This window comes from Faecalibacterium sp. Marseille-P9590 (assembly GCF_017377665.1).
Lineage (GTDB): Bacteria > Bacillota > Clostridia > Oscillospirales > Ruminococcaceae > Faecalibacterium.
In genome coordinates this window covers 1-22167 of record NZ_JAFREF010000004.1, presented here as the reverse complement: position 1 = coordinate 22167, position 22167 = coordinate 1, and the positions used below count along the sequence as shown (strand labels likewise).

18 protein-coding genes and 5 tRNA genes are annotated in these 22167 nt (G+C 60.8%); 8 read left to right on the top strand and 15 right to left on the bottom strand.

The genetic code is table 11. The annotated features are described in order from the left end of the window. Window positions 1-13: 13 nt before the first annotated feature. From J3349_RS06325 to J3349_RS06310, 4 genes are all read left to right on the top strand, one after another. Window positions 14-550: a hypothetical protein gene (locus J3349_RS06325; protein ID WP_242699551.1), complete on the top strand. Its 537-nt coding sequence runs from the start codon at window positions 14-16 to the stop codon at window positions 548-550. A gap of 241 nt (window positions 551-791) precedes the next feature. Then, a complete protein-coding gene (locus J3349_RS06320) occupies window positions 792-1283 on the top strand; it encodes a sigma-70 family RNA polymerase sigma factor (RefSeq protein WP_149793524.1) in 492 nt (163 codons plus the stop codon). After that, window positions 1270-2343 carry a DUF4349 domain-containing protein gene (locus J3349_RS06315; protein WP_207676815.1) on the top strand — a complete coding sequence of 358 codons (1074 nt, stop codon included), beginning with the start codon at window positions 1270-1272 and terminating at the stop codon, window positions 2341-2343. Before J3349_RS06320 ends, J3349_RS06315 begins: the two co-directional genes overlap by 14 nt. 162 nt (window positions 2344-2505) lie before the next feature. Continuing rightward, window positions 2506-2582 (top strand) — tRNA-Met (locus J3349_RS06310). Between the two features lie 95 nt (window positions 2583-2677). Here the strand turns inward: J3349_RS06310 and J3349_RS06305 are convergent. Genes J3349_RS06305 through J3349_RS06285 form a run of 5 tightly spaced genes read right to left on the bottom strand, consistent with a single transcriptional unit; the run spans window position 2678 to window position 8910 of the window. Beyond that, entirely contained in the window at window positions 2678-4225 is a 1548-nt protein-coding gene (locus J3349_RS06305) for an AAA family ATPase (RefSeq protein WP_207676814.1), read from the bottom strand. Window positions 4226-4241: 16 nt separating this feature from the next. After that, on the bottom strand, window positions 4242-5684 hold the full coding sequence (locus J3349_RS06300; RefSeq protein WP_158400280.1) for a VWA-like domain-containing protein: 1443 nt from the start codon (window positions 5682-5684) through the stop codon (window positions 4242-4244). Then, window positions 5668-6765 (bottom strand): leucine-rich repeat protein, encoded by a 1098-nt coding sequence (locus tag J3349_RS06295; RefSeq protein ID WP_347564981.1) that lies wholly within the window; start codon window positions 6763-6765, stop codon window positions 5668-5670. Before J3349_RS06295 ends, J3349_RS06300 begins: the two co-directional genes overlap by 17 nt. 51 nt (window positions 6766-6816) lie before the next feature. After that, entirely contained in the window at window positions 6817-7209 is a 393-nt protein-coding gene (locus tag J3349_RS06290) for an FMN-binding protein (protein WP_207676813.1), read from the bottom strand. A gap of 42 nt (window positions 7210-7251) precedes the next feature. Further along, window positions 7252-8910 carry a glutamine--tRNA ligase/YqeY domain fusion protein gene (locus J3349_RS06285; protein WP_207676812.1) on the bottom strand — a complete coding sequence of 553 codons (1659 nt, stop codon included), beginning with the start codon at window positions 8908-8910 and terminating at the stop codon, window positions 7252-7254. A 241-nt stretch (window positions 8911-9151) separates the two neighbouring features. On the opposite strand from J3349_RS06285, the gene J3349_RS06280 reads away from it, so the two are divergent. The 3 genes from J3349_RS06280 (at window position 9152) to J3349_RS06270 (ending at window position 9559) form a co-directional block, all read left to right on the top strand. Then, a tRNA-Trp gene (locus J3349_RS06280) sits at window positions 9152-9227 on the top strand. 176 nt (window positions 9228-9403) lie between these two features. Continuing rightward, window positions 9404-9480: transfer RNA gene (locus tag J3349_RS06275), tRNA-Asp, on the top strand. A 3-nt stretch (window positions 9481-9483) separates the two neighbouring features. Next, a tRNA-Thr gene (locus J3349_RS06270) sits at window positions 9484-9559 on the top strand. A 483-nt stretch (window positions 9560-10042) separates the two neighbouring features. Here the strand turns inward: J3349_RS06270 and J3349_RS06265 are convergent. From J3349_RS06265 to J3349_RS14185, 5 genes are all read right to left on the bottom strand, one after another. Then, window positions 10043-10118, bottom strand: a tRNA-Thr gene (locus J3349_RS06265). 146 nt (window positions 10119-10264) lie between these two features. After that, window positions 10265-11650: an RNA polymerase sigma factor gene (locus J3349_RS06260; protein WP_158396036.1), complete on the bottom strand. Its 1386-nt coding sequence runs from the start codon at window positions 11648-11650 to the stop codon at window positions 10265-10267. Between the two features lie 72 nt (window positions 11651-11722). Beyond that, window positions 11723-12673: a 3-oxoacyl-ACP reductase FabG gene (gene fabG / locus J3349_RS06255; RefSeq protein ID WP_207676811.1), complete on the bottom strand. Its 951-nt coding sequence runs from the start codon at window positions 12671-12673 to the stop codon at window positions 11723-11725. A 260-nt stretch (window positions 12674-12933) separates the two neighbouring features. Further along, window positions 12934-13422, bottom strand: coding sequence for a nucleoside deaminase (locus tag J3349_RS06250; protein WP_149793515.1), 489 nt, complete (start codon window positions 13420-13422; stop codon window positions 12934-12936). Further along, window positions 13419-13868 carry a CPBP family intramembrane glutamic endopeptidase gene (locus J3349_RS14185; protein WP_347564980.1) on the bottom strand — a complete coding sequence of 150 codons (450 nt, stop codon included), beginning with the start codon at window positions 13866-13868 and terminating at the stop codon, window positions 13419-13421. The genes J3349_RS06250 and J3349_RS14185 overlap by 4 nt, the downstream gene beginning before the upstream one ends. A 196-nt stretch (window positions 13869-14064) precedes the next feature. On the opposite strand from J3349_RS14185, the gene J3349_RS06240 reads away from it, so the two are divergent. Then, window positions 14065-14922 carry a DegV family protein gene (locus tag J3349_RS06240; protein ID WP_207676810.1) on the top strand — a complete coding sequence of 286 codons (858 nt, stop codon included), beginning with the start codon at window positions 14065-14067 and terminating at the stop codon, window positions 14920-14922. A gap of 56 nt (window positions 14923-14978) precedes the next feature. Here J3349_RS06240 and J3349_RS06235 read toward each other — a convergent pair whose 3' ends face one another. Genes J3349_RS06235 through J3349_RS06215 form a run of 5 tightly spaced genes read right to left on the bottom strand, consistent with a single transcriptional unit; the run spans window position 14979 to window position 22005 of the window. Next, window positions 14979-15749 carry a TSUP family transporter gene (locus tag J3349_RS06235; RefSeq protein ID WP_207676809.1) on the bottom strand — a complete coding sequence of 257 codons (771 nt, stop codon included), beginning with the start codon at window positions 15747-15749 and terminating at the stop codon, window positions 14979-14981. Window positions 15750-15789: 40 nt separating this feature from the next. Further along, window positions 15790-16638 (bottom strand): serine hydrolase, encoded by an 849-nt coding sequence (locus tag J3349_RS06230; RefSeq protein ID WP_207676808.1) that lies wholly within the window; start codon window positions 16636-16638, stop codon window positions 15790-15792. Between the two features lie 31 nt (window positions 16639-16669). Continuing rightward, window positions 16670-17671, bottom strand: coding sequence for a dipeptidase (locus J3349_RS06225; protein WP_207676807.1), 1002 nt, complete (start codon window positions 17669-17671; stop codon window positions 16670-16672). A 12-nt stretch (window positions 17672-17683) separates the two neighbouring features. Beyond that, entirely contained in the window at window positions 17684-18679 is a 996-nt protein-coding gene (locus tag J3349_RS06220; RefSeq protein WP_207676806.1) for a C40 family peptidase, read from the bottom strand. After that, window positions 18676-22005, bottom strand: coding sequence for a DEAD/DEAH box helicase (locus tag J3349_RS06215; RefSeq protein WP_207676805.1), 3330 nt, complete (start codon window positions 22003-22005; stop codon window positions 18676-18678). The genes J3349_RS06220 and J3349_RS06215 overlap by 4 nt, the downstream gene beginning before the upstream one ends. Window positions 22006-22167 lie beyond the last annotated feature (162 nt).

The window sequence follows — 22167 nt, the reverse complement described above, 5'->3', positions numbered from 1 at the left end:
CCCCGATTTCGGGATGCCGCAGCCTGACCCGGCCCACCCGCTGACGGAGTTTTACTGCCTGTTGCAGCGAGCCTTAGACCGGGAGGGCGTGTTTGCCCTGCCCGCGCTGTATGCGCAGTTCCGCGCTCCGGCCCGGCGCATCTACGCCGACGAGGCGGCGGATTTTCTCACCCTCTCCCCCGACGAAGAGGCAGGTTCTGCCCGTCTGCTGGCTCCGGCGCAGCTGCAGCTGCTCTATTCCTCTCTGCATGTCATGCCGGATGGTGCGCCCGCCGCGCTGCTGCTCACCGAAGAATGCACCCGGACGGTATACGCTGTCCAGCTGCTGCCGCCCTTCGTCTGGGAAGACCCGCTCCCGCCCCTGCCGGACGCTCCGGCGGCGCTGAGCCTCACCCTCACCATGCGGGACGTGGAAGAGATAGACGCCTGCCCCGCCGCGCTGGGCCACCGTCTCGCCTGCGACAAGGCGGGCAAGCGCTGGCTCCACCACCCCCGGGCCGAGACCTATCTCTCCGAGCGGGTAGCCCTCTTCCAGCGGCTCTACCGATAACTGAACAGAAGCTCTCAGGGTCATTTGCCAAAACATGGCGGCAAATGGCCCTTTTGTTTTTGGCGTATTCATGTTATACTTTGGGTACCTTGTGCGATGCCGGGCGGAAGATTTTTCCGCTCTGCACCATAAACTGCAATAATCGGGGCCGCTCATCCGTATACAGGGTGAATGTCCCCAATAAAAGATAATTTTTCCACCGGGTCCTGCTGTACACAGGACATCAAAGGAGCATAGAACTATGGGACAGCTGACCAAAAACGAGATTTTTGCGCTGGCCGTGCAGCGATACAGTGACACGGTGTTCCGAGCTGCCATGCACAACTGCAGCTGCACCGCCGATGCGGAAGATGTGGTGCAGGATGTTTTCGAAAAGCTGCTGTGCTACAATGGCCGCTTCGAGAGCGAGGAACACCTGAAAGCCTGGCTGCTGCGTGTGACCATCAACCGCTGCCACGACCTGACCCGCGCCGCCCGCCAGAAGGACACCGAGCTGGACGAGAATCTTCCTGCTCCGGACCAGATGGAAGACGGCAGTGTACTGGATGCCGTGCGCGCCCTGCCCGAGAACTACCGCAACGCGGTCTACCTCCACTACTACGAGGGGTACACCGCCGCCGAGGTGGGCCGGATGCTGGGCGCACCCACCAACACGGTGCTCAGCTGGCTTCGCCGCGCCCGCGCACAGTTACATACGATGCTGAAGGAGGAGATCGAAGATGAGGTGGTATGAGTACAAGATGGAGGTAGACGACCTTCACGCTTCGGACGACCTGAAAGCAAAGCTCCTCGCCATGCAGCCGGCAGAAGAGGCACCGAAACCCGCCAAGAAACCGAAAAAAGCCATCCACTTTCCCCGCAAGACTCTGAGCATCGCCGCCTGCGGCCTGCTCTGCGGCGTTGGTCTGTATGCGGCAGTCCACTCCCCCTTCAGCCTGCTGCCTGCGGGCGGCGCGGCCCTCAGCTCTGCCCCTGAGACGGCCTCCTACGCCGCCGCCTACTCGATGGACGACGTGAACAGCGCCCTTGCCGCACCCAAGATGGCCGTCCCGGCCGGTGGAAGCGCCGATGCCATGAGTGACCGCGATGCAGGCGGCACCGGCACCCTCAGCGCCGAGGCCGCGCAGACGAGCACAAAGCTCATCTACACGGCCAACCTCACCATCGAGAGCAAGGACTTTGACGCCGCCCGCACCGCCCTCACCGACGCCGTGAGCGCCGCCGGGGGCTATCTGGAATCCAGCAACGAATCCTCTTACACCGGCTCGAGCCGCACCCTCTCCCTCACCATCCGCGTCCCGCAGGACAACTACGCGAGCTTCCTCGAAGCCGCCGCGCAGGCGGGCAACCTCGTGGACAAGAGCGAGCAGGTGCAGGACGTCACCACCCAGTATATGGACATCGAGGCCCGGCTCTCCAACCTGACGGCCCAGCGCACACGTTTGCAGGAGCTTCAGGCCAGCGCCGAAAACCTCGCCGACCTGCTGGAGATCGAATCTTCCCTCAGCGACGTCCAGTACCAGATCGAGAGCTGGCAGTCGCAGCTGGACTGGTACAGCCAGCAGGTGTCCTGCTCCACGGTCTACCTCTCGCTGGACGAGGTGAAGGAATACACCCCCACCGAGGAATCCTACCTCTCCCAGTTGTCCAGCGCCCTCCGCAATGGCTGGACGGGCTTCGTCTCCGGCATCCAGCAGCTGACGGTCTGGGTCGTGGGCGTCTGGCCCGTGCTGGTCGTTCTGGCCGCAGCCGCCCTCGTCGTCCGCTTCGTGCGCCGCCGCACCCGCAAGTGATATTCGCTCTGTCGAAGCGCCCCGGAATGGGGCGCTTTTTGTTTCCGGCATCGGCCTTTTCGAAAAAGTCATATTCTTTTTGAAAAAACGCTTGACAAGTCCCCCGCCTTGTGGTATTATACTTGAGCAGTCAGCGAGAGGCCGACAGCAAAAAGTAAATATCGCGGGGTGGAGCAGTCTGGTAGCTCGTCGGGCTCATAACCCGAAGGTCGTTGGTTCAAATCCGGCCCCCGCAACCACCAAGCATCTTGATTTTATCAAGATGCTTTTTCTTTTTTGCACACAAAACGAGAGACCGCACAGCTGTGCGGCCTCTCGTTTGCGTTTATATCTTTTACAGCATCCCGTGCCGACGCTGTTCGGCTTCCAGCTCCTGATTCAGGGCCGCCTTGCGGTGGTCGAGCAGGAGGTCTTTGTTGTACTGGAAATACCGCTCACAGCCGTTTTCGGCAATGAACGCATGGGCGGCGGGCGAGAGGGTCAGTTCGGTGACGAAGACCACCATCTCCTGACTTTCGGCGAATGCCTGCTCCATAAAGTCGAAGGCCGCTTCCAGCGCGGCGCTGGCCGCCTGCTGGGCAGTGTCCCGGGCATCCGACAGGGTGCCGAACTGGGTGCGCAGCACCTTGAAGGCGGCGTCCGCGTCCGGCGCGGCGGCGCGCAGAAGCTCTTTCTCCCAGCTGCGCAGGGTCTTGGCAGTCTGCAAGCGGGCTTCCAGCGTGGGCTTATCCAGCAGACCGGCGGTGCGCTTTTTCTGGGTCTCAGCCTCGTAGTCGGCGGTCATCTGGTCAAAGAGCTGCGCCCAGCAGTTCGGCTCCTGTGCCAGCTCTGCGGGCATCTCGGCAAAGGCTTTCTTCGTCTCCCGCAGGAAGGCATAGCAGCTGTCGGCCACAGCGTCTGCCCGCCGGGAGGCAGAGAAGCGCGTCTCGAGGCCGGACAGGATAAGGTTCACGAGGCTCAGCTTCTCGTCGAAGGGGGCCTGCAGCAGCCGCGCAAAAGCGGCAGGCTTGGCCTGACCGGCCAGAATGTCCTCCACGCCGTAGTCGTCACGGTACTTGTAGTAGAGGTCGAGGTAGGCCGAGAAGTCCTCGGCGATCTTCTGGTGCTGGATATACTGGCGGATGAGCTCTTCATCGGCCTGCAGGCCCAGCGACTCATAGGTATTGAGCAGGTTGGAGAGGTCTTCCCAACCGCGGGCGGTGACGAACTGGGTGCCGTCCACGTCGGCGTTTATCTGGTAGAAGTTCTGGGGGTGCAGTTCGAGATAGCTCAGGATAGCACTGTGGATGTGGGCTGCACGGGCGTAGTCCTTCCAGACCGGCAGATCCGGCTCAATGTCCATCCGGCGGACGCGGTCGAGGGTGACAATATCGAAATCGCGGACAGATTTATTGTACTCCGGCGGGTTGCCTGCCGCCACGATGACCCAGCCCGCAGGCACGGCCTGATTGCCGAAGGTCTTGCACTGCAAAAACTGCAGCATGGTGGGGGCCAGCGTCTCGGAGACACAGTTGATCTCGTCGATGAAGAGGATGCCCTCTTTCAGGCCGGTGGCCTCCATCTTGGCGTAGACACTGGCGATGATCTCGCTCATGGTGTACTCCGTCACAGAGACGTCCCGGCCGCCGTAGTTGCGCTGACGGATGAAGGGCAGGCCCACGGCGCTCTGGCGGGTGTGATGGGTGATGGTATAGGCCACCAGCGCCACGCCGCACTCCCGCGCCGCCTGCTCCATGACCTGGGTCTTGCCGATGCCCGGAGGCCCCATCAGCAGGATAGGGCGCTGGCGGATGGCCGGGATGGCGTATTCGCCCAGAGCATCTTTGGCGAGGTACGCTTTGACGGTATGCTCGATCTCTTCTTTGGCTCGTTTGATGTTCATATTCTTTCCCTCGTTATCACGAATTGTTGAGGTCACGGTAGAGGTCGTCTTCCTCCGCCAGCGCTTCGGACAGGGCCGAGGCGCTGCGGGCTGCCTCACCGGTAAATTCTTCTTCGTCCAGCACTACTTTCATCGCCCAGGGCGGCACATTGGCGTCGTCGAAGCGGTCGCCCAGAAATAGAAATGCCGTGTCGTAAGCCGGGCGTCGGGCCGGGTAAGTACCCATACCGTCGGTAAAATAGAGCAGACCCCGGAGGTTCGAGAACTTCTTCTCGGCGCAGAGCTGGCTGACGTACTCGAAGGCGGGCCGGAAATCGGTGCCGCCGCCGCCCCGCAGCTCGAAATGGTTCATGGCACGGATGAGGTCGTCTTCGTTTTTGACGGGAATATCCTGCCGCACCGCGTTGTCGGCCTGGATGAGGTGGAGATTCATCCGATGGAAGAAATTCTCCCTGCCCTTCAGCAGAGTGTACGTCTCGGCCAGAAAAGCCCGCACCAGCTCACCCGAGGTGGAGTAGCTGGTGTCGATGACGAGGGCCAGCTCTTCTATCTTCTTGCTCTCCCGGGTCTCCAGCGGCTCGATGAGGGGCAGGTTGCCGTAGACCGACAGGCCATAGGTGTAAAAGTTCAAATCGAACTCGTCCGGGTCGAGGTGGACTTCCTCCCGGGTGACACAGAACCGGCGCAGGAAGTCGCCGTAGCTGCGGCGGCTGCGGTTTGCGGCTTTGATCTGCTCCCGCATGGCATCCGCGCCCTCACCGGCCTCTTTGTCCCGGAGTTCCAGCTCTGTCTGCATCCGCTCGCCGATTTTTTGCCACGTCTTCTGGGGCAGCGGCGCAGGCATCTGCTGGGGCTGTTCGGGGGCATCTTTGGGCCAGAGGCGGTGGTCGTCGGTGTAGAATTCTTTTTCCAGCTGGCGGAGAACGCCGGGAGTCTGCCGCACCAGCCAGCGGTAGATGGGAGCTGCAGCAGCCACTTTTTCCTGCGCGATGATCTCCTCATAGGCGTGTTGGCGCACCCACGTCAGGGGGCGCTGGACGCTCTTGCGGCCAAGACCGTCGATGACGTTCTCCACCGCAATGTCACACGCAAGGTCCCACAGGCGTTTGTCCCGCTTGCCGCGCAGCCAGAGATGGCGGAAGATGCAGTGGAACACCGTGTGGAGGTAGAGCCGGTTGAGATATTTGGGGTTCTTCTGGTAGAGCCGCAGCAGAGCGCTGGGCTGGTAGCAAAGGATGGTTCCATCCGTCGCCAGCACACCGCACCGCTCGTCGGCGGTGGGCGTCAGGGCCGAGAGGGCCTGGTCTAAAAAGCGGAAATCCAGATACAGCCCGCTGCGCACCACGGCCAGCACCTCGCCGCCCATCCGGGCCTGCCACTCTTCGTGAGTCTCGGGCCGGGCCGACTGGAAGGGCTTGCGGGGGTCAAAAAACTTTTCCTTCTCAGAAATCAAAATCATACCTCTTCTTTTGGGGCGCAGCGGCACGCTTTTTGTGCTCTGCGTCGGCCAGCAGGGCGGCAGCTTCGGCATTGTCGGCCTTGGCCGCGAGGGCAGCACCCTCGGCAAAGGCATCCGTATCCATCACATCCAGCGCCAGCAGGGCTTTGATGCCCTCGGTGTCCTGCGCCTTGAGCAGACGGGTCAGCACCCGCCCGGTGTTGGTCTTGAGGAAGTCCCGGTATGCATCCCGGGCGGCATCGCTCAGCTGCCACGGCCAGCGCAGGCGGTCGAAGCAGAGCATCGCCATCACGGAAGCGTCGTCGGCGTCGTGGCCCTGCGGGAAGATGGCGTCGTACTCCGCCGGGAGAAGCTTATTTTCGAGAAAGCACTGCCGGTAGTGGTAGCCCTGCCCCGAAAAGGTGTGGAGCAGGATGTGGGCGGGCGTCTCCTCGATGTCCTCCCAGTAGGCGGGATACCACAGCCCCGCCCGGGGTGCGGCCTCCCCCACCGGCCAGAACAGCGCCCGCACGGCCTCGGTGATGCTGCCCACGAGGGCGAACAGGCCGGTGGCCTGCTCGGGCGTGGCGCGGATGATGAGGTCTTCCAGCGCAAAGCAGTTGAGGAAGACATCGCTGCCCATGGTCAGCTCTCCTGTCCCGGCAGTCAGGCGGCGCAGCCTGCGGCAGTTGTAGAATGTGCAGCTGCCGATGACCCGCAGACTATCCGGCAGGGTGACTTCTTCGAGGAAGTTCCCGCAGATGGGGTGGAGCTCGTCGTCCTGCGCCGGGGCGGCGGGGGCGTCGAAGTCGAAGCTGTACCGCTCTTTGCCGCTCACATCCCGGCCAAAAGCACGGGTCAGACAGAGCTTGCCGTCCTCGGCCAGCTCATAGCGGCAGATCTTTTCCGGTCCGGGCAGACCCCGGGGCTTTTCGGAAAAGCAGTAATCTCCCAGTTCGGTGATGGGCCACTGGCCCTCCCCTTCCGGCGCAGGAACAGCCCCGGGCAGCTTTACGCAGGGCTCGCCGCCGTACACCCGCACAAGGCGGGCCGTGCCGCCCGCCAGCGGCAGAATATCCAGTATCATAAGAACCTCGCTCACAAAAAAGCTGCCGCACAGACACGCCGTGCAGCAGCTCCGTTCAAAACTTCATCACTGTGCGGCCTGTGCAAGGCAATCGTTCATTGCCGCAAATACCGCGTCGCTGGTCATGGTGCTGCCGGAGACAGCATCCACTCCGACGGTCGAGCCAGCCGCCAGCAGGGAGGCCGACAGCGTCTCTGCCGCCTTGCCGCCCAGCTCCGGCGTCTCGCCGGAAGCGTCTATCACAACATTCGTCACCTTGCCGCCGGTGATGGTCACGGTAACGCCCACCTCGCTCAGACAGCCCTGCGCACTGGCGGTGTAGGTGCCGTCGGTGTAGGTGTCGGCGTTATCGGCAGCAGGCACGGTGCCGGTGCTCGAGATATAAAGGGCCAGCACGATGCCGAGGATGACGTCCAGCACCAGCATGAGGATAATGTTGCGGGTCATGTGTTTTTTCATGGTCTGTGAAGTGCTCCTTTTGCGATGTTTGGGGTCCGCTCGTTACTTTGCGGGCTTGAAGCTGTCGCGCAGGGTCACGACACGATTGTACACGCCGGGGTTCTTCGAGTCGGGAGTGAAGAAACCGGTGCGCACGAACTGGAACTTATCGCCGGGCTTTGCGTCGGCCAGAGCCTCTTCCAGCTTGCAGCCCTTGCGGACGACAACGCTGTCGGGATTCAGATAATCCTTGTAGTCGCTGCCCTCGGGGATGGCATTCATGTTCGCCTCGGTGAAGAGCTTGTCGTACAGGCGTACCTCGGCATCCACGGCGTGGGCGGCGCTCACCCAGTGGATGGTACCCTTGACCTTGCGGCCATCGGCAGGGTTGCCGTTGCCGGTCTCGAGGTCGGCGGTGCAGTGGATGACAGCGATGCTGCCGTCGGGGTTCTTCTCGACGCTCTCGCACTTGACGATATAGCCGCCCATCAGACGGACTTCGCCGCCGACAGTCAGGCGCTTGAACTTCGGAGGCGGCACCTCGGCGAAGTCCTCATTCTCGATCCACAGCTCCTTGGTGAAGGCGACCTTGCGGGTAGTGGTGTCGTTGGCTTCACGGTTGGGGTTGTTGGCGATGTCGAAATACTCGGTCTTGTCGGCGGGGTAGTTGTCCACCACCAGCTTGACGGGGTCCAGCACGGCGATGCGGCGCTGTGCGGTCAGGTCCAGCTCGCTGCGGATGCAGGCTTCCAGCTGGCGCATATCAATGAGGTTGTCGGACTTGGAGATGCCGGCCTCACGCACGAAGGTGAAGATGGAGGAAGCGGTGTAGCCGCGGCGGCGCAGGCCGCACAGGGTGGGCATACGGGGGTCATCCCAGCCGTCCACGATGCCCATCTCCACCAGCTCACGCAGATAGCGCTTGCTCATGACGGTGTTGGTCATGTTCAGGCGGGCGAACTCACGCTGCTTGGGGAACTCGGTGCCAAAAATGTTCTCGATGACCCAGTTGTACAGCGGGCGGTGGTTCTCGAACTCGAGGCTGCACATGCTGTGGGTGATGCCCTCGATGGCGTCCTGGATGGGGTGGGCAAAGTCGTACATCGGGTAGATGCACCACTTATTGCCCTGACGGTGATGCTCGGCGTACTTGATACGGTAGATGGCCGGGTCACGCATATTCATGTTGGGGCTGGCGAGGTCGATTTTAGCGCGGAGGGTCTTTTCGCCCTCCTTGAACTCGCCTGCACGCATCCGGCGGAAGAGGTCGAGGTTCTCTTCCGGGGTGCGGTCGCGCCACGGAGAGGGACGGGAGGGCTTGCCTGCGTCGCTGCCGCGGTACTCGCGCATCTCGTCGCGGGTCAGGTCATCGACATATGCCTTGCCCTCGAGGATGAGCTTTTCGGCGTACTCATAGCACTTGTCGAAGTAGTCGCTGCCGTAGAAGATGCCGCCGTTGGGGTCGGCACCCAGCCAGTGCAGGTCCTCGATGATGCTGTTGACATACTCCTCACCTTCACGGGCGGGGTTGGTGTCGTCGAGGCGGAGGTTGAACTTGCCGCCGTACTGGTTTGCGATGGACCAGTTGATATAGATTGCCTTGGCGCTGCCGATGTGCAGGTAGCCATTGGGCTCCGGCGGGAAGCGGGTATGGATCTCGCTGATTTTGCCTTCGGCGAGGTCGGCGTCAATGATCTCAGTCAAAAAGTTTTTATCTGCCATAGTGGCGTTCCCCCTGTCAGGGCATAGCAAGCCCGGAATTACACTTTTGATACCCCTTATAATACACTATTTCCCTCTTTCCTTCAAGGTGGAAAGCCGAAGTTCCACCTGTTTTCGGCGTCGTTTTGCGAAAAAGCTTTCCCTGTCTCCCGCTTTTTGCAAAAAAGGCGAAATTCATGCTTGACATTCCGCACAGAATCTTATATAATAATCAAGCATTCAGCGAATGCGACAGATAGATAGGGGTATAGCTCAGTTGGTAGAGCAGCGGTCTCCAAAACCGCGTGCCGTGAGTTCGAGACTTACTACCCCTGCCACAAGCGCACAGAGAGTACTCTGTGCGTTTTGTTTTTGTATTTTTCCCTGAATGTCGGACTTTCCCAAACTTTTTTGACATTTTCTGAAATTCATGCTTGACAACAGCGCGTTTCTCAGGTATAATAACACACGTTCCGGCGGTCAACCGCCAGAAACGATGCACTTGAGCGATCATGGCCCGGTAGCTCAGTTGGTTAGAGCACCAGCCTGTCACGCTGGGGGTCGTCGGTTCGAGCCCGATCCGGGTCGCCATTTGCTGCTATAGCTCAGTTGGTAGAGCGCATCCTTGGTAAGGATGAGGTCTCCAGTTCGAATCTGGATAGCAGCTCCATCGAGAGAAAACCACTTGAATCCTTGAGATTCAGGTGGTTTTTTTGTTTGCATCGACAGTTGCAAATAGAAAACTCGCCTCCCCCGCACATAGCAGAAGATGACGGACCGCCAGACCATATGGACAGTGCTCTCGTTATTTATCGCAATTTTCAAAAATAGTGCCTATCAAAACTGCATATTTGCGATATGCAGTTTGCGGATGTTGCCTGTGCATTAAAACCGCAAACTGCTATCGTATAACAGAGACGCAAAAGTAATTCAACAAATACTAACAAAAACCGCGCCGCAGGTAATGTTCGAACCTGCGGCGCGGTTTATCTATTGGAGGAAATAGTTCTCGTAAATAATAATTGGTTAAATCCCGTCTGGATTATAGAGATAGTATACTTCATTCAGCGCAAAAAATCAACCCAGGTAGGCAAAATCACAAATTACAACAAAAAAACACCCTGAAGTTTTTCAACCTCAAGGTGTTCTGAGCTGGAGCTGCTATCCAGATTCGAACTGGAGACCTCATCCTTACCAAGGATGCGCTCTACCAACTGAGCTATAGCAGCACAATCACAGCTCAATTATAATACCATAAACTCTGCCGCATTGCAAGAGTTTTTTGCAAAAAAATCTGGCATTTTGCATTTTTTCTGCCCGGATGCAGAAAAACGGCTGCCGTTTTCCACGGCAGCCGTCTGCATTGTTGAAAATATCACTCGATAAGGCCGTTCAGCAGGGCCAGACACTTGCGGCTGTGCAGCTTGCGGATGGCCTTTGCCTCGATCTGGCGGACGCGCTCACGGGTGACTCCGAAGTCGCGGCCCACCTCTTCCAGCGTGCGGGGACGGCCATCGTCCAGACCAAAGCGGAGACGGATGACCTTCTCTTCACGGGGAGTCAGGCTCTTGAGAGCCTGATTGATCTGCTGGGCCACCATGGCACGGTCAGCAGCCTTGCCGGGAGCCTCGGCGTTCTCGTCGGCAACGAAATCGCCCAGAGAGGAATCCTCTTCCTCGCCCACGGGGCTCTCAAGGCTGGCGGGCTCCTGTGCCATGCGCTGGATCTCACGCACACGCTCGACGCTCATGTCCATGGCCTTTGCCAGCTCTTCCGGGGTGGGCTCGTGGCCGTTCTGGTAGACCAGCTGGTTGGTGGCCTGACGCATCCGGTTGATGGTCTCGACCATATGCACCGGGATACGGATGGTACGGGCCTGGTCGGCGATGGCGCGGGTGATGGCCTGACGGATCCACCAGGTCGCATAGGTGGAGAAGCGGAAGCCGCGGTCGCAGTCGAACTTCTCAGCCGCCTTGATGAGGCCGATGTTGCCCTCCTGGATGAGGTCGAGGAAGGCCAGATTGTGGCCCACATGCTTCTTGGCGATGGAGACCACCAGACGGAGGTTCGCTTCGCTCAGGCTGCGGCGGGCGTTCAGGCCGTCGCGGCGGATCTTCAGCAGCTCCTGACGGCGCTCCTCGGTCAGGGGGCCGTTCTCCACAGCCTCCATGGCCTCTTCCTCAGCAGCCTTTTCCTCGGCGTCCTCGCTGGGCTTCTCACTGCCCTCTTCGTCGATGTCCTCGGTGTAGCTGCGGCTGTTCTCATCCTCCTCGAACGAGAAGCGGGCGCTGTTCTTCTTGATGTACTCGGTCGCACCGTACTTCTGGCGGTCGGCCTGCAGGATGTGGGCAGCCTCGGCACCGGCGTGGATGCGCTTGCTCAGATCAACTTCCTGTTCCGCGCTCAGCAGAGGGATCTGACCGATCTGCTTGAGGTAGTTCTTGACGGGGTCGTCCAGCAGCTCATCCATCGCAGCCTTCAGGTCGGCAGGGTTCTCCTCGGCGGCCTCTTCCTCGTCGTCGCCGCCCAGACCCAGCTCGTCGCTGTTGTTCTCGGCGTTCTCCACCTCGGCGATGATGCTGTCCACGTCCAGATTCACATCGGCGTCGGCCTCATCCTCGATGATCTTGATGCCGCGCTCTTCAAGGAGCGTATAGAGCGTTTCCACATCCATCCTGCACTGTGCAGCCAAAGTTTTGGCCTCCTGTGCCGACAGGGTGCCTTCGCCTTTCGTCAACAGTTCCTTCAAAGTCATGCCCATTTCGCTCTCTCCTTCTCACTGCGGGGGAAGCGCCCCGCAAGTGAACTTGTCTCATAGTTTCGGCCTTGCTTCTTAAATCACAAGACCTCCGTTGACGCCGAACACCTGGCCGGTGATGTAGCCGGCGTCTTCTCCGGCGAGGTACAGCAGAAGCTTTGCCACCTCTTCGGCGGTGCCGAGACGGCCCACAGGGGTCTCTTCGGCCAATGCCGCTTTGTCCTCAGCAGTGAACGAGGCCATCATATCGGTGTCGATGACGCCGGGGGCCACGCAGTTCACGGTGATGCCGCTGGGACCTTCTTCTTTTGCCAGTGCCTTGGTCAGGCCGATGAGGCCCGCTTTGGCGGCGGAATAGTGTACCTCGCAGCTGCCGCCGGTCTGGCCCCACATGCTGCTCACGGTGAGGATACGGCCCGCTTTGCGGCGTATCATCCCGGGCAGGGCCAGCTGGCAGAGGTTGAACGCACCGGTCAGGTTGACGTCCAGCATCCGCTGCCACTCTTCCGGCGTGATGTCGGTGAACAGCTTCTGCTGGGCGATACCCGCGTTGCTCACCAGCACATCCACCCGGCCCAGCGCCTGCTCGGCGGCGCGGAAGGCCAGCTCACAGCTGGCCCGGCTGGCCACGTCACACTGGACGGCCAGTACGCCCGGCAGCTCTTTTTGCAGGGCTGCGGCGGCCTCGGCGTTGGTGTGGTAGAACACTGCCACCCGGTAGCCCGCCGCATAGAATGCGCGGGCTGCTGCTGCGCCGATGCCCCGGTCACCGCCCGAGATGAGGACGGTGCGGTCCTTCGCCGCCGGGGCAGTGCTCTGGGGCTCTGCCGCAGGTTCCGGCTCGCGTTCCGGCTCCGATGCCGGCGTGTTCTCCGGCGCAGCGCTGACCGGCGTTTCCCTCGTTTCCTGCACCGGCGGTGCGGCCACAGCCGCTTCTTCCGGCTCGGGCAGGGTCGGCCTGCGCTGTTCTTTCTTCGGCCCGGCGTCTGCAAGGTCAAATGTCAGCTCAAATTCGTCGTTGTACAAGAGTCAAACCCTCCTGTCCACTATTTTCGGCCGCAGCGCCTCTTCGTGTCAAAGCCTCTGCGGCGGGAAAGGAAACAACTTCCCCACCCCGCCGGAGCTGCGCTCTGCTCACTTTTTCCGGTCTAGGCCGGCTCTGCGGCGCGCCCGGCGGCATTTGTGTGGTTTCGACAAGTTTCCATTGAATAATATAGCACAATCGGGCGAAAAAATAAAGTGGTCACCGGTGATTTTTTCACGCAGTTCCCACTTTTTTCACAGATTCAGGGGTTCACGGGCGGCTTCCAGCGGGGCTTTGCGGCCCGCCTGGCCCGCAGTGAAACGAAAAATTCCTGCAAAAGCTGCTGTGCCTCATCGGCCCGCAGTCCCTTCTCGATGACGGGGTGATGGTTGAAGGGCTGGGCGAAGAGGTCTGTCACCGAGCCGCAGCAGCCCGCCTTGACGTCGGCGGCACCGTACACCACCCGCTTGATGCGGCTGTTGATGATGGCGCCGCTGCACATGGGGCAGGGTTCCAGCGTCACGAACAGCTCACACTGCCACAGCCGCCAGCCGCCCAGCTTTTTGCAGGCCGCGTCGATGGCCAGCAGCTCAGCGTGGTGGAGGGCGTTTTTCTCCGTCTCGCGGGTGTTGTGGGCGGCAGAGATGATCTCTCCGTCCTTCGCCACTACCGCGCCCACCGGCACTTCGCCCAGCGCAGCGGCCTTTCGGGCCTCTTCCAGCGCCGCACCCATCAGCTCAAAATCGGTCATCCCATTCCCCTTTCTGCCAGCCGTGCGGCAAACACGAGGCAGTTATTTATAATATGTAACGCGCTGCCGGGCCACACGCTCTTCGCTTTCTGGGCAGCCCAGCCGAAGATGAGCCCCATGCCCAGCGCATAGGCCCGGGCCGTCCAGCTGCCGTGCAGAGCCGCAAAAATCACCGCCTGCACTACCACAGCCCCCGCGCCGCCCAGCGGCTGCAAAAGATAGAGCGCCCCGCCCCGGAAGGCAAGCTCTTCTGCCAGAGGGGTCACAAGGCAGATGCGCAGCGCAGCCCACGCGAGGGCCGCGCCCTCGGGCAGAGCCGTCTTTTCCGCCGGGAGCAGCAGCTGTGCTCCCGCCGCCAGCAGCGCCCAGAGCACTGCCGCCTCGGCCAGGACCCGGCACTGAGCCGGAAAAGACGGCTTTTCCGGTTCCCTTATCAGTCTTTTCACGGCGCACCCTCCTGTCGGCGGACATTGTACCATACTGCCGCCCCGTTTTGCAAGCAGTTCTTCGTTCATTCGAAGAAATTTCACTCAAAAGATTGACATTCCGCCCGGCGTTCTGGTATACTTTGTACGACTTTTTTATAGATTTGTCGTTTTACCAAAGACACACGATGAACGCACCCATGGAGGTACGAGCTATATGATACGCATTCTTACCGATTCCGCATCCGACATCCTGCCCGCCGAGGCCGCGCAGCTGGGTGTGGACGTCATCCCCCTCAACGTCACCCTCGAGGACGGCACCGTCATCCGGGACGGTGTGGACCTGACTCCCAGCGAGTACTACGAGCACATGGCCGGCTGCAAAAAGCTGCCCACCACCAGCCAGCCCAGCCCTGAGCTGTTCGAAAAGTTCTACGCCGAGGCCGCTGCCGCCGGAGACGAGGTCGTGGGCATCTTCCTGTCCCACGAGCTGTCCGGCACCTATCAGTGTGCGAAGCTGGCCGCAGACCTGGCCAATGTGGACAACGTCCTCTTCGTGGACAGCACCAATGTCTGCCTCGGCGAGGGTCTGCTGGTGCGTCTGGCCGCACACCTGCGGGATGAAGGCAAGTCTGCCGTCCAGATCGCCGCCACTCTCGAGCACGCCAAGGAGCACCTGCACCTCGTCGCCGCCATCGACGACCTGAAGTATCTGCGCAAGGGCGGCCGTCTGCCCGCCGCCGTCGCCGTGGCCGGCGGGATGCTGGGCATCAAGCCCCTCATCACCATCAAGGAGGGCAAAGTCGCCATGGCCGGCAAGGCCCGGGGTCTGCCCGGCGCATACGTCGCCCTCTTCAAGAAGATAGAGGAGCTGGGCGGCGTCAATCCCCGTTTCCCCTCTCTGGCCGGTTACACCATCAGCACCCGCGAGGTGAACCCTATCCAGACCTATCTGGTGGACAATCTCGGCCTTCCCGAGCCGCTGGTGCGCCAGATCGGCTGCGTCATCGGCACCCACGCCGGTCCCGGTGCATTTGGTCTGGCCTTCTTCGATAACGGGCTGGTCATCGACTAAGAGTATATAGGAAGAGGCTGCTGTGCATCTGCACGGCAGCCTCTTTTCGTTTTTACTTACAGCATATCCGTGATGAGCTTGCCCAGCAAAAGCACCAGCACCACGAGCATCATGGGGCGGATGAACTTTGCGCCCTTTCTCAGGGCGAAGTGGGAGCCGATGATGTTGCCGACGATGTTGCTGATGGCGCAGGGGATGCCCACCGGAAAGACCACCAGCCCGCTGCTCAAATAGGTGAAGAGGCTGGCGTAGTTGCTGGCGAGGTTGAGCACCTTGGCGTTGCCGTTGGCGGTGCGCAGGTCAAAGCCCATCAGGCTGGTGAAAGCGATGATGGCAAAGGTCCCGGTGCCAGGCCCCATCATGCCGTCGTACAGACCGATGCCGAGGCCGATACCCAGGGCCAGCAGGGCCTTTTTCAAATTCAGGGTGCCGTCGTCCCGGTTCTCGTCCGGGAGATTGCGACGCCACAGGATGACGACTGCCGCGATGGGCAGGATGATGAACATCATCATCTGCAGCACCTCATCACTGAGCATCAGGACGATGTGTGCGCCCAAGGCACTGCCCGCAAAGCTTCCGATGGCGGCGAGGATGCCGACCTTGAGGTTCATCGCACCGTTCTTGAAGAAACTGGCCGTGGCGAACGTCGTGCCGCAGGCGGCGCTGAATTTGTTGGTGGCGTAAGTATAGTGAGGCGGCAGGCCCGCGAAGAGATAGGCCGGCAGACTGATGAGTCCGCCGCCGCCCGCTGCCGAATCGACAAAGCCCGCAAAGCCGGTCATGAACACCAGAAATGCCATCATCGGCAGGCTGATTTGAATACCCATTGTTATGATTCCCCTTAATATTCCTATTTTTTCCACGATTTTACTTGTACAGCTCACCCTCGCAGGCCAAAATCTGGTCGAGTATCATCCGGGACACCCGGGCGCCGTAGACCATGGAGGGATGGTCATTGTACTCGATGATGTCGTGGAAGTCCTTGTTCATCAGGACGATGACATACTCGCCGTAGGGGGTGTGGACGATGCCGCCGTCATTGCGGCAGGCGTTCATGCTGCCGCTCTTGCTGGCCACCCAGATGAGTTCCGGCTCGCCGGTCTCCTCGCAGTCGAGATAGAACTGAGGGAAGTCGTGGGTCAGCATGGTATTGTAGTGCTGCTGACGGAAGATGGCCAGCATCTCAGCGCTGGCCTCAGCGCTGACGAGCGTTCCCTTTGCCACCTGCGCAAACAGCGAGGCGTAGTCCCGGGGCGTCGTGGTGCCGAGGTCGTTGTAAATATCAAAGTGGAGCGGGTTGTGCAGGACGGTGTGGGCAAAGCCCATCTCCCGGATACAGGCGTTGATGGTGTCCAGCCCCAGATAGTCGATGACCATGTTGGTGGCGATGTTGTCGGAGCAGATGATCATCATGGTGGCGGCGTCTTTAACTTTCAGACTTGCGCCCACGCCCAGCGCCCGGAGCATACCGGAACCGTCCACAAAGTGCTCGGGCTTGTAGGTGATTTTTTCCTCGAGGCCGGCTTTGCCCCGGCTGGCCTGCAGATACAGGGCTGCGAGGATATATGCCTTGATGGTGGAAGCCGTCTCAAATTCCTCGTCAGCGCCGATTTCGACCGTGTGGCCGTGCAGGTCGTCCACAAAGACGCTCATCTTGCCCTGATAGGAATACAGCTCGGCGGCAATACGCTTTTCCAGCGTCATGTTTTTATCCATTTTGGAATCTCCCTGTCGTTTTATACATTATTTAGAGGTTTTCTTCGAAGAACCGCCGGGCGTTGCGGTAGAAGATGGCCTCCACCTCGTCCTCGGTGAAGCCCTCGCGGCGGAGTGCGTCGGCCAGCAGCGGGAGCTTGGAACAGTCGTCCATTTCCAGCTTGCCGCCGATGCCGTCGAAGTCACTGCCCAGACCGATGATCTCAATGCCGCCCACCTGCTTGAAGTGGGCCGCGTGCTTTGCCATCAGGGCCGTGGTGCTGCGGCAGAGCTTTTCTTCGGGCTGGTTGTCGAGGAAGCCGCTGCAGTAGTTCAGACCCACGAGGCCGCCCTTGTTGGCGAGGGCGCGGATCATCTCGTCGGTGAGGTTGCGGCAGTGGGGTGCGAGGGCGCGGCAGTTGGAGTGGCTGGCCGCAAAGGGGCGGGTGGAGTGCTCCACAATGTCCCAGAAGCCCTTGTCGGACAGGTGGCTCACGTCTGCGATGATGTGCAGACGCTCCATCTCAGCCAGGAACTCGAAGCCCTTTTCTTTCAAGCCCGTCTCGGTGTTGGGGGCGCAGGGCCAGATATTGTGGCCCCCGCCGGGGACGACGTTGGGGCTGGCAAGCTCGTTCTCGTGGTTCCAGGTCAGAGTCATCATGCGGACGCCCAGCTCGTACATCCGGCGCAGCACGCCGATGCTGCCCTTGCAGCAGCCGCCCTCTTCGATGGTGAGCATTCCGCTGATCTTTCCCTCGGCGGCGTTCTTGCGGATGTCAGAGGGTTGATATACCGGTGCAATATCCTCCGGGTATTTTTCCATGATGCGTTTGAAGACGTCGATTTCTTCCAGCGCCGTCACCAGCGGGTCGGCCCCGGGGGTCTTGTCGCCCAGATTGACAAAGGCGGCGAAGCACTGCAGCATATAGTCGCCCTTTTTCAGTTTCTGCAAGTCGATGTGCAGATCATTCTGCGCAAAGCTCTTGGGCGTACCCGCCTTTTCGGCGTAGCGCAGCTCACTCAGGGTGTCACAATGTAGATCAAAGACTTTCATGGTTATCTCCTTTTAGAAAATACTCCCCACCGCATACAAACACTTCACCAGATCCTCCCGATACAGCGGGTCGCTCGGCTCAAGGCTGTTGATGACCACACCGCCGCTGGCGGCGGCACCGGTGGAGTGGATATACCGTCCTTCGCCCAGATAAAGCGCCACATGGCCGGGGAAGAAGAGCGCATCGCCGGGCTTTTTGTTCTCGAAGGCCACCTCATGCATCGGCCAGCCCTCGATGATCTTTGCGTCGCGGTAGATGAGCACACCGCACTGCATATAGGCGCTGCTGACGAGGCCCGAGCAGTCGATGCCCCGGCCCGACTTGCCGCCCCAGCGGTACTCGGTACCCATATACCTCTTCGCCTGCTCACAGACAGCGGCGCGGAAGGCTTCTTCGCTGCCGCCGTACCAGCGTGCTACAGCTTCCGGCACGAGCTTGTCTGCCGTCGTGTCCAGCGTCTCGGCCAGCGCGTCATTGAAGGCAAGGCCCTCTCTCTGGGAGAAGACCGCCGTCATCTCATATTTCACCGGCTCCAGCGCCACATCCCGGACATAGCCCGTCCGGCCATCCGTCAGCAGAACTTTCGCCCAGCCCTTGTGGGCCTCGACCTCTTCGGCGGTCTCAGGCTGGCGGCGGAGAACGCCTCCCCGCTCCAATTCCATCATCCGGACGCCCTGCACCTTGGGCAGGCTGAGGACATCCGTAGCGCGGCCCACGAGAACGAGGTCTGCCCCCAGATACTCCCACAGCTCCTCCTCGCGGACAAACTGCAATTCCCGCTGATTCACATAGCCATGGTAACCGTAAAAGCTGACCACTTCGGCCACATCGGGCGGAAGCTGGACGCCCGCAGCGGTCACGCCGCCGGGTGCAGTCCGCACCTGACAGGCCTGCCCATACAGGCCCTCATCTCCGATGGTGGAGACAAGACCCGCCTCGCTCTCTTTGATGGTCTGGGGCAGGTCGTAAATGGTGCCTACCGGCACCGAAAACAATGCGTATTTCATGGTTCGCTCCCTTCCAGCAGCTGCAGCAGCTCATCCGGCCGCATCGAGAGGATGGCACCATCGGCGGTGCCGGTCACGGTGTCGGCCAGCGACTGCTTGGCCTGCTGCAATTCCACGATTTTTTCTTCAATGGTATCCTGTGCAATGAGCTTATACACCTGCACCGGGTTCTGTTGGCCGATGCGGTAGGCGCGGTCGGTGGCCTGATTCTGGGCGGCGACGTTCCACCACGGGTCGTAGTGGATGACGATGTCCGCCGCCGTCAGGTTAAGGCCGGTGCCGCCGGCCCGCAACGAGATGAGGAAAACGCTCACCTCTCCCCCGTTGAACCGCCGGACCAGCTCCGCCCGGACGGGCTTCGGCGTCGAGCCCTGCAGCGTAAAGTGGCTGATGCCCTCGGCGTCCAGACGCTTTGCCAGCAGCTCGAGCATCGAGGTGAACTGGCTGAACAGCAGGATGCGGTGGCCGCCCTCCACGGCGCTGGAGACCAGCTCCACGCAGGCGTCCAGCTTGGCGCTACCGCCCTCCCAGTTGTCTGCGATAAGGCGCGGGTCGCAGCAGATCTCCCGCAGCCGCATGAGGACGGCGAACACCGCCATCTTGTCCTCGGGCTTTGCGGCCTGCAGCTTCTCCCGGGCGTCCACCACAGCGGCCAGATAGAGCTTGCGCTGCTCCTCTTCCAGCTCGATGCGGTAAACATTCTCGGTCTTGGGCGGCAGCTCCTTGAGCACATCCGACTTCATGCGGCGGAGGATGAAGGGGCCGGTCAGCTGATTGAGACGCCGCACGGCGGTCTGGTCTTCCTCCTGCACGATGGGCTTCTCGAACCGGCTGCAAAAGCTCTTGTAGGGCGGCAGATAGCCCGGCATCAGGAAGGAGAAGATGCTCCACAGCTCACCCAGCCGGTTCTCCACCGGCGTACCGGTGAGGGCGAACCGCACCCGGCTGCGCACTTTGCAGACGGCCTTGTATTTCTGGGTGGTGTGGTTCTTGATGGCCTGCGCCTCGTCGAGGATGCAGGCGTAAAACTCCTGCCCCTCGTAAAGCGCCTCGTCACGCCGCAGCAAATCGTAGCTGGTCACCACGAGGTCGGCGGCGGGCCAGCTCTCAGCCAGCTCGGCGCGGTGGGCGGCGTCGCCATCCACCACCACGCAGGAGAGTTCGGGCGTGAATTTCTGACACTCCTCGGCCCAGTTCAGCACCAGCGAGGCCGGGCAGACGATAAGGCTGGGCAGAGTCTGGCCGTTCTGCTTCATGGCCAGCAGGTAGCTCAGCACCTGCACCGTCTTGCCCAGGCCCATATCGTCGGCGAGGATGCCGCCCATGCCGTAACCGTCCAGCGTCCGCAGCCAGCGGTAGCCGTCCCGTTGATATTTGCGCAGGGTCTTTTGCAGGGAGACAGGCGGGGCATACTCGCTGTCCTTGACGGCGTGGAAGCTCCGGCTGATGCGCCGGAAGGCGTCATCCCGGTTGAAGCGCACACCGGTCTGGCCCGACAGCGCCCAGTCGAGGCTGGGCGCACGGTAAAGCGGAAGCTGCGCATGATTCTGGCCCAGCTTTGCGCCGGAGAGTTCCAGCGTTTCGTTCAGTTCGTCCAGCACTTCCAGCGAGTCATCCAGCCGCAGCAATCGGCCATCCCGCAGGCGGTGGTAGCGCTTTTTCTGATGGAGCGACTTGAGCAGAGCTTTCAGCTCGCTCACCGGGAATTCGCCGGTGTCCACCTCCAAATCAAGCACACTGCCCTGTACCGACACACCCACTGAGATCTTCGGCGGCGCAGCCTGCAAGTCGCGGAATGCATCGCTGAGGTAGACTTCGCCCTCCGCCAGCAGGGCAGGCACACCCTCTTCAAGGAAAGTAACAAGGGTATCCTCGTCGTCTGTGCCATATTCGGCGGGGCTGGTGTCGGTCTGCTGGGTCAGATAAGTTTGGAGCAGCCGCCCGGCCCGACGCTCTGCGCGGGCGTCCCTCAATAAATCGGTCGGGGCCGCAAAAGGCGTCACCCGGTCTTCCCCATACAAAAATTCCGGGTGGGCGCGGACGGCCCCCATGTGGGGCGCATCCAGATAAAACTGCACCACCGGCTCCAGCGGTATCTGATTCAAAAGCAGCCGGTCAGGGTCGTCGATGGTGATCTTCCGGCCCAGCTCCGGCAGCACGAAGCTGCAAAACGACACGGCATCCTTGCTGGTGAAAAAGAGTCCGCTGCCACAGAGGGCGTTCAACGCAGGCAGCAGACGGGCCGCTTCGGCTCGTTCCAGCTTCCAGATGGTGTCTTCATTATAAAGGTAGCTGTAGTCAAGGCCCTGCAATGTGTACAGACTGGGCTCCACCACGATGTGTACGCCGCCCCTCTTCTTCTCGACCCGCAGCGTCAGCGCGGGCAGACCCTTTCGCAAGGCGTAACCGCCCACCTCGCCCCTCGGCTCATATAAAGCCACCAGTTCATCCAGCAGCTCACCCGACAGCGGCACACTTCCAGCGGGGCCATTTGCGATGCTGCGGGTCGGGCGGCCTGTGGCGGCTTCCACGCTCTTTACCGTGTCCTGCTGGCGGCGGAGCAGCGTCAGAATTTTCTGTGCCTCGGTGGTAAAGGCGTCCCAGCGGTGGACAAAGGCCAGCGTTTTGCCGTAGCTGACGCTCCGCTCTTTCTCGATGGCCGTCAGCAGTTCCGGGATGCTTTTGACGACATACTGCCGCCCGCCGTCCGAAATGCGGAGGCGCAGCAGCGGCGGCTGTCCGGAGTAGTCCAGGATGAGCTCCGGTTCCAGTTCCGCGAAGCCTCGCTGCTGGCCGTCCGAGGCCGTCAGACTCTCCACCTCGGCCAGCGCGTCCTCCTGATAAGCTCGAAGAAGTTCCTGCGCCTGCACATCCGAGACAGGTTCATCGCCTCGCCATTTCCTGCCGAACAGCATCTCGAGACCGGAGACGTAGCTATCCTTCCGGGCTGCGGCTTCTTTAGCAAATTCTGTCCCACGCTGCACGCCCGGGATGTCCAGCAGTGCCTTTTTCTCTGGCTTTGGTTCCATCTTTTCTTCCGGCTCATCCACCTCATGCAGCAGCAGCGCACCGATGTGCTTGCAGCAGGGACCTTCGCCGTTTTCATTGAAAGGGCAGGTACAGCTGGCGCTGACGAAACTGCCGTTCTGGCGCAGCCACGCCTGGGTCCGGTAGAGGTTCCGGCCGCTGCCCCGCACATCGGCGCTCAGATGGCGCACGCCGTTCTCCGCCGTCTCACATTCCAGATCCTGCACCCTGTTCTCATATGCCTTGGCCCGTGCATAAATCGTGCTGCCCAGCAGATAGCGGATCTCTTCTCTGTCCATGTCTCTGCCCTCCCTCTCCCAAGCGTCCTATTGGTTAAGCATACCGCACCCGCCGACCAGATGCAAGAGCTTTGGATGAAAAAAGCAAAAAGAAAACGCTCCAAGACTTCTCTTAGAGCGTTTTGATCAAGTCGGCGGCTACCTATTTTCACAAGCCGTTTC

Excerpts from the sequence above, each read along its gene's own strand:
- J3349_RS06260 (WP_158396036.1), bottom strand. The coding sequence starts at position 11,650 with ATGGGCATGACTTTGAAGGAACTGTTGACGAAAGGCGAAGGCACCCTG.
- J3349_RS06230 (WP_207676808.1), bottom strand. The coding sequence starts at position 16,638 with ATGGATAAAAACATGACGCTGGAAAAGCGTATTGCCGCCGAGCTGTAT.
- J3349_RS06235 (WP_207676809.1), bottom strand. The coding sequence starts at position 15,749 with ATGGGTATTCAAATCAGCCTGCCGATGATGGCATTTCTGGTGTTCATG.
- J3349_RS06290 (WP_207676813.1), bottom strand. The coding sequence starts at position 7,209 with ATGAAAAAACACATGACCCGCAACATTATCCTCATGCTGGTGCTGGAC.
- J3349_RS06320 (WP_149793524.1), top strand. The coding sequence starts at position 792 with ATGGGACAGCTGACCAAAAACGAGATTTTTGCGCTGGCCGTGCAGCGA.
- J3349_RS06300 (WP_158400280.1), bottom strand. The coding sequence starts at position 5,684 with ATGATTTTGATTTCTGAGAAGGAAAAGTTTTTTGACCCCCGCAAGCCC.
- J3349_RS06305 (WP_207676814.1), bottom strand. The coding sequence starts at position 4,225 with ATGAACATCAAACGAGCCAAAGAAGAGATCGAGCATACCGTCAAAGCG.
- J3349_RS06240 (WP_207676810.1), top strand. The coding sequence starts at position 14,065 with ATGATACGCATTCTTACCGATTCCGCATCCGACATCCTGCCCGCCGAG.
- J3349_RS06285 (WP_207676812.1), bottom strand. The coding sequence starts at position 8,910 with ATGGCAGATAAAAACTTTTTGACTGAGATCATTGACGCCGACCTCGCC.
- J3349_RS06250 (WP_149793515.1), bottom strand. The coding sequence starts at position 13,422 with ATGACCGATTTTGAGCTGATGGGTGCGGCGCTGGAAGAGGCCCGAAAG.
- J3349_RS06325 (WP_242699551.1), top strand. The coding sequence starts at position 14 with ATGCCGCAGCCTGACCCGGCCCACCCGCTGACGGAGTTTTACTGCCTG.
- J3349_RS06225 (WP_207676807.1), bottom strand. The coding sequence starts at position 17,671 with ATGAAAGTCTTTGATCTACATTGTGACACCCTGAGTGAGCTGCGCTAC.
- J3349_RS06220 (WP_207676806.1), bottom strand. The coding sequence starts at position 18,679 with ATGAAATACGCATTGTTTTCGGTGCCGGTAGGCACCATTTACGACCTG.
- J3349_RS06215 (WP_207676805.1), bottom strand. The coding sequence starts at position 22,005 with ATGGACAGAGAAGAGATCCGCTATCTGCTGGGCAGCACGATTTATGCA.
- J3349_RS06315 (WP_207676815.1), top strand. The coding sequence starts at position 1,270 with ATGAGGTGGTATGAGTACAAGATGGAGGTAGACGACCTTCACGCTTCG.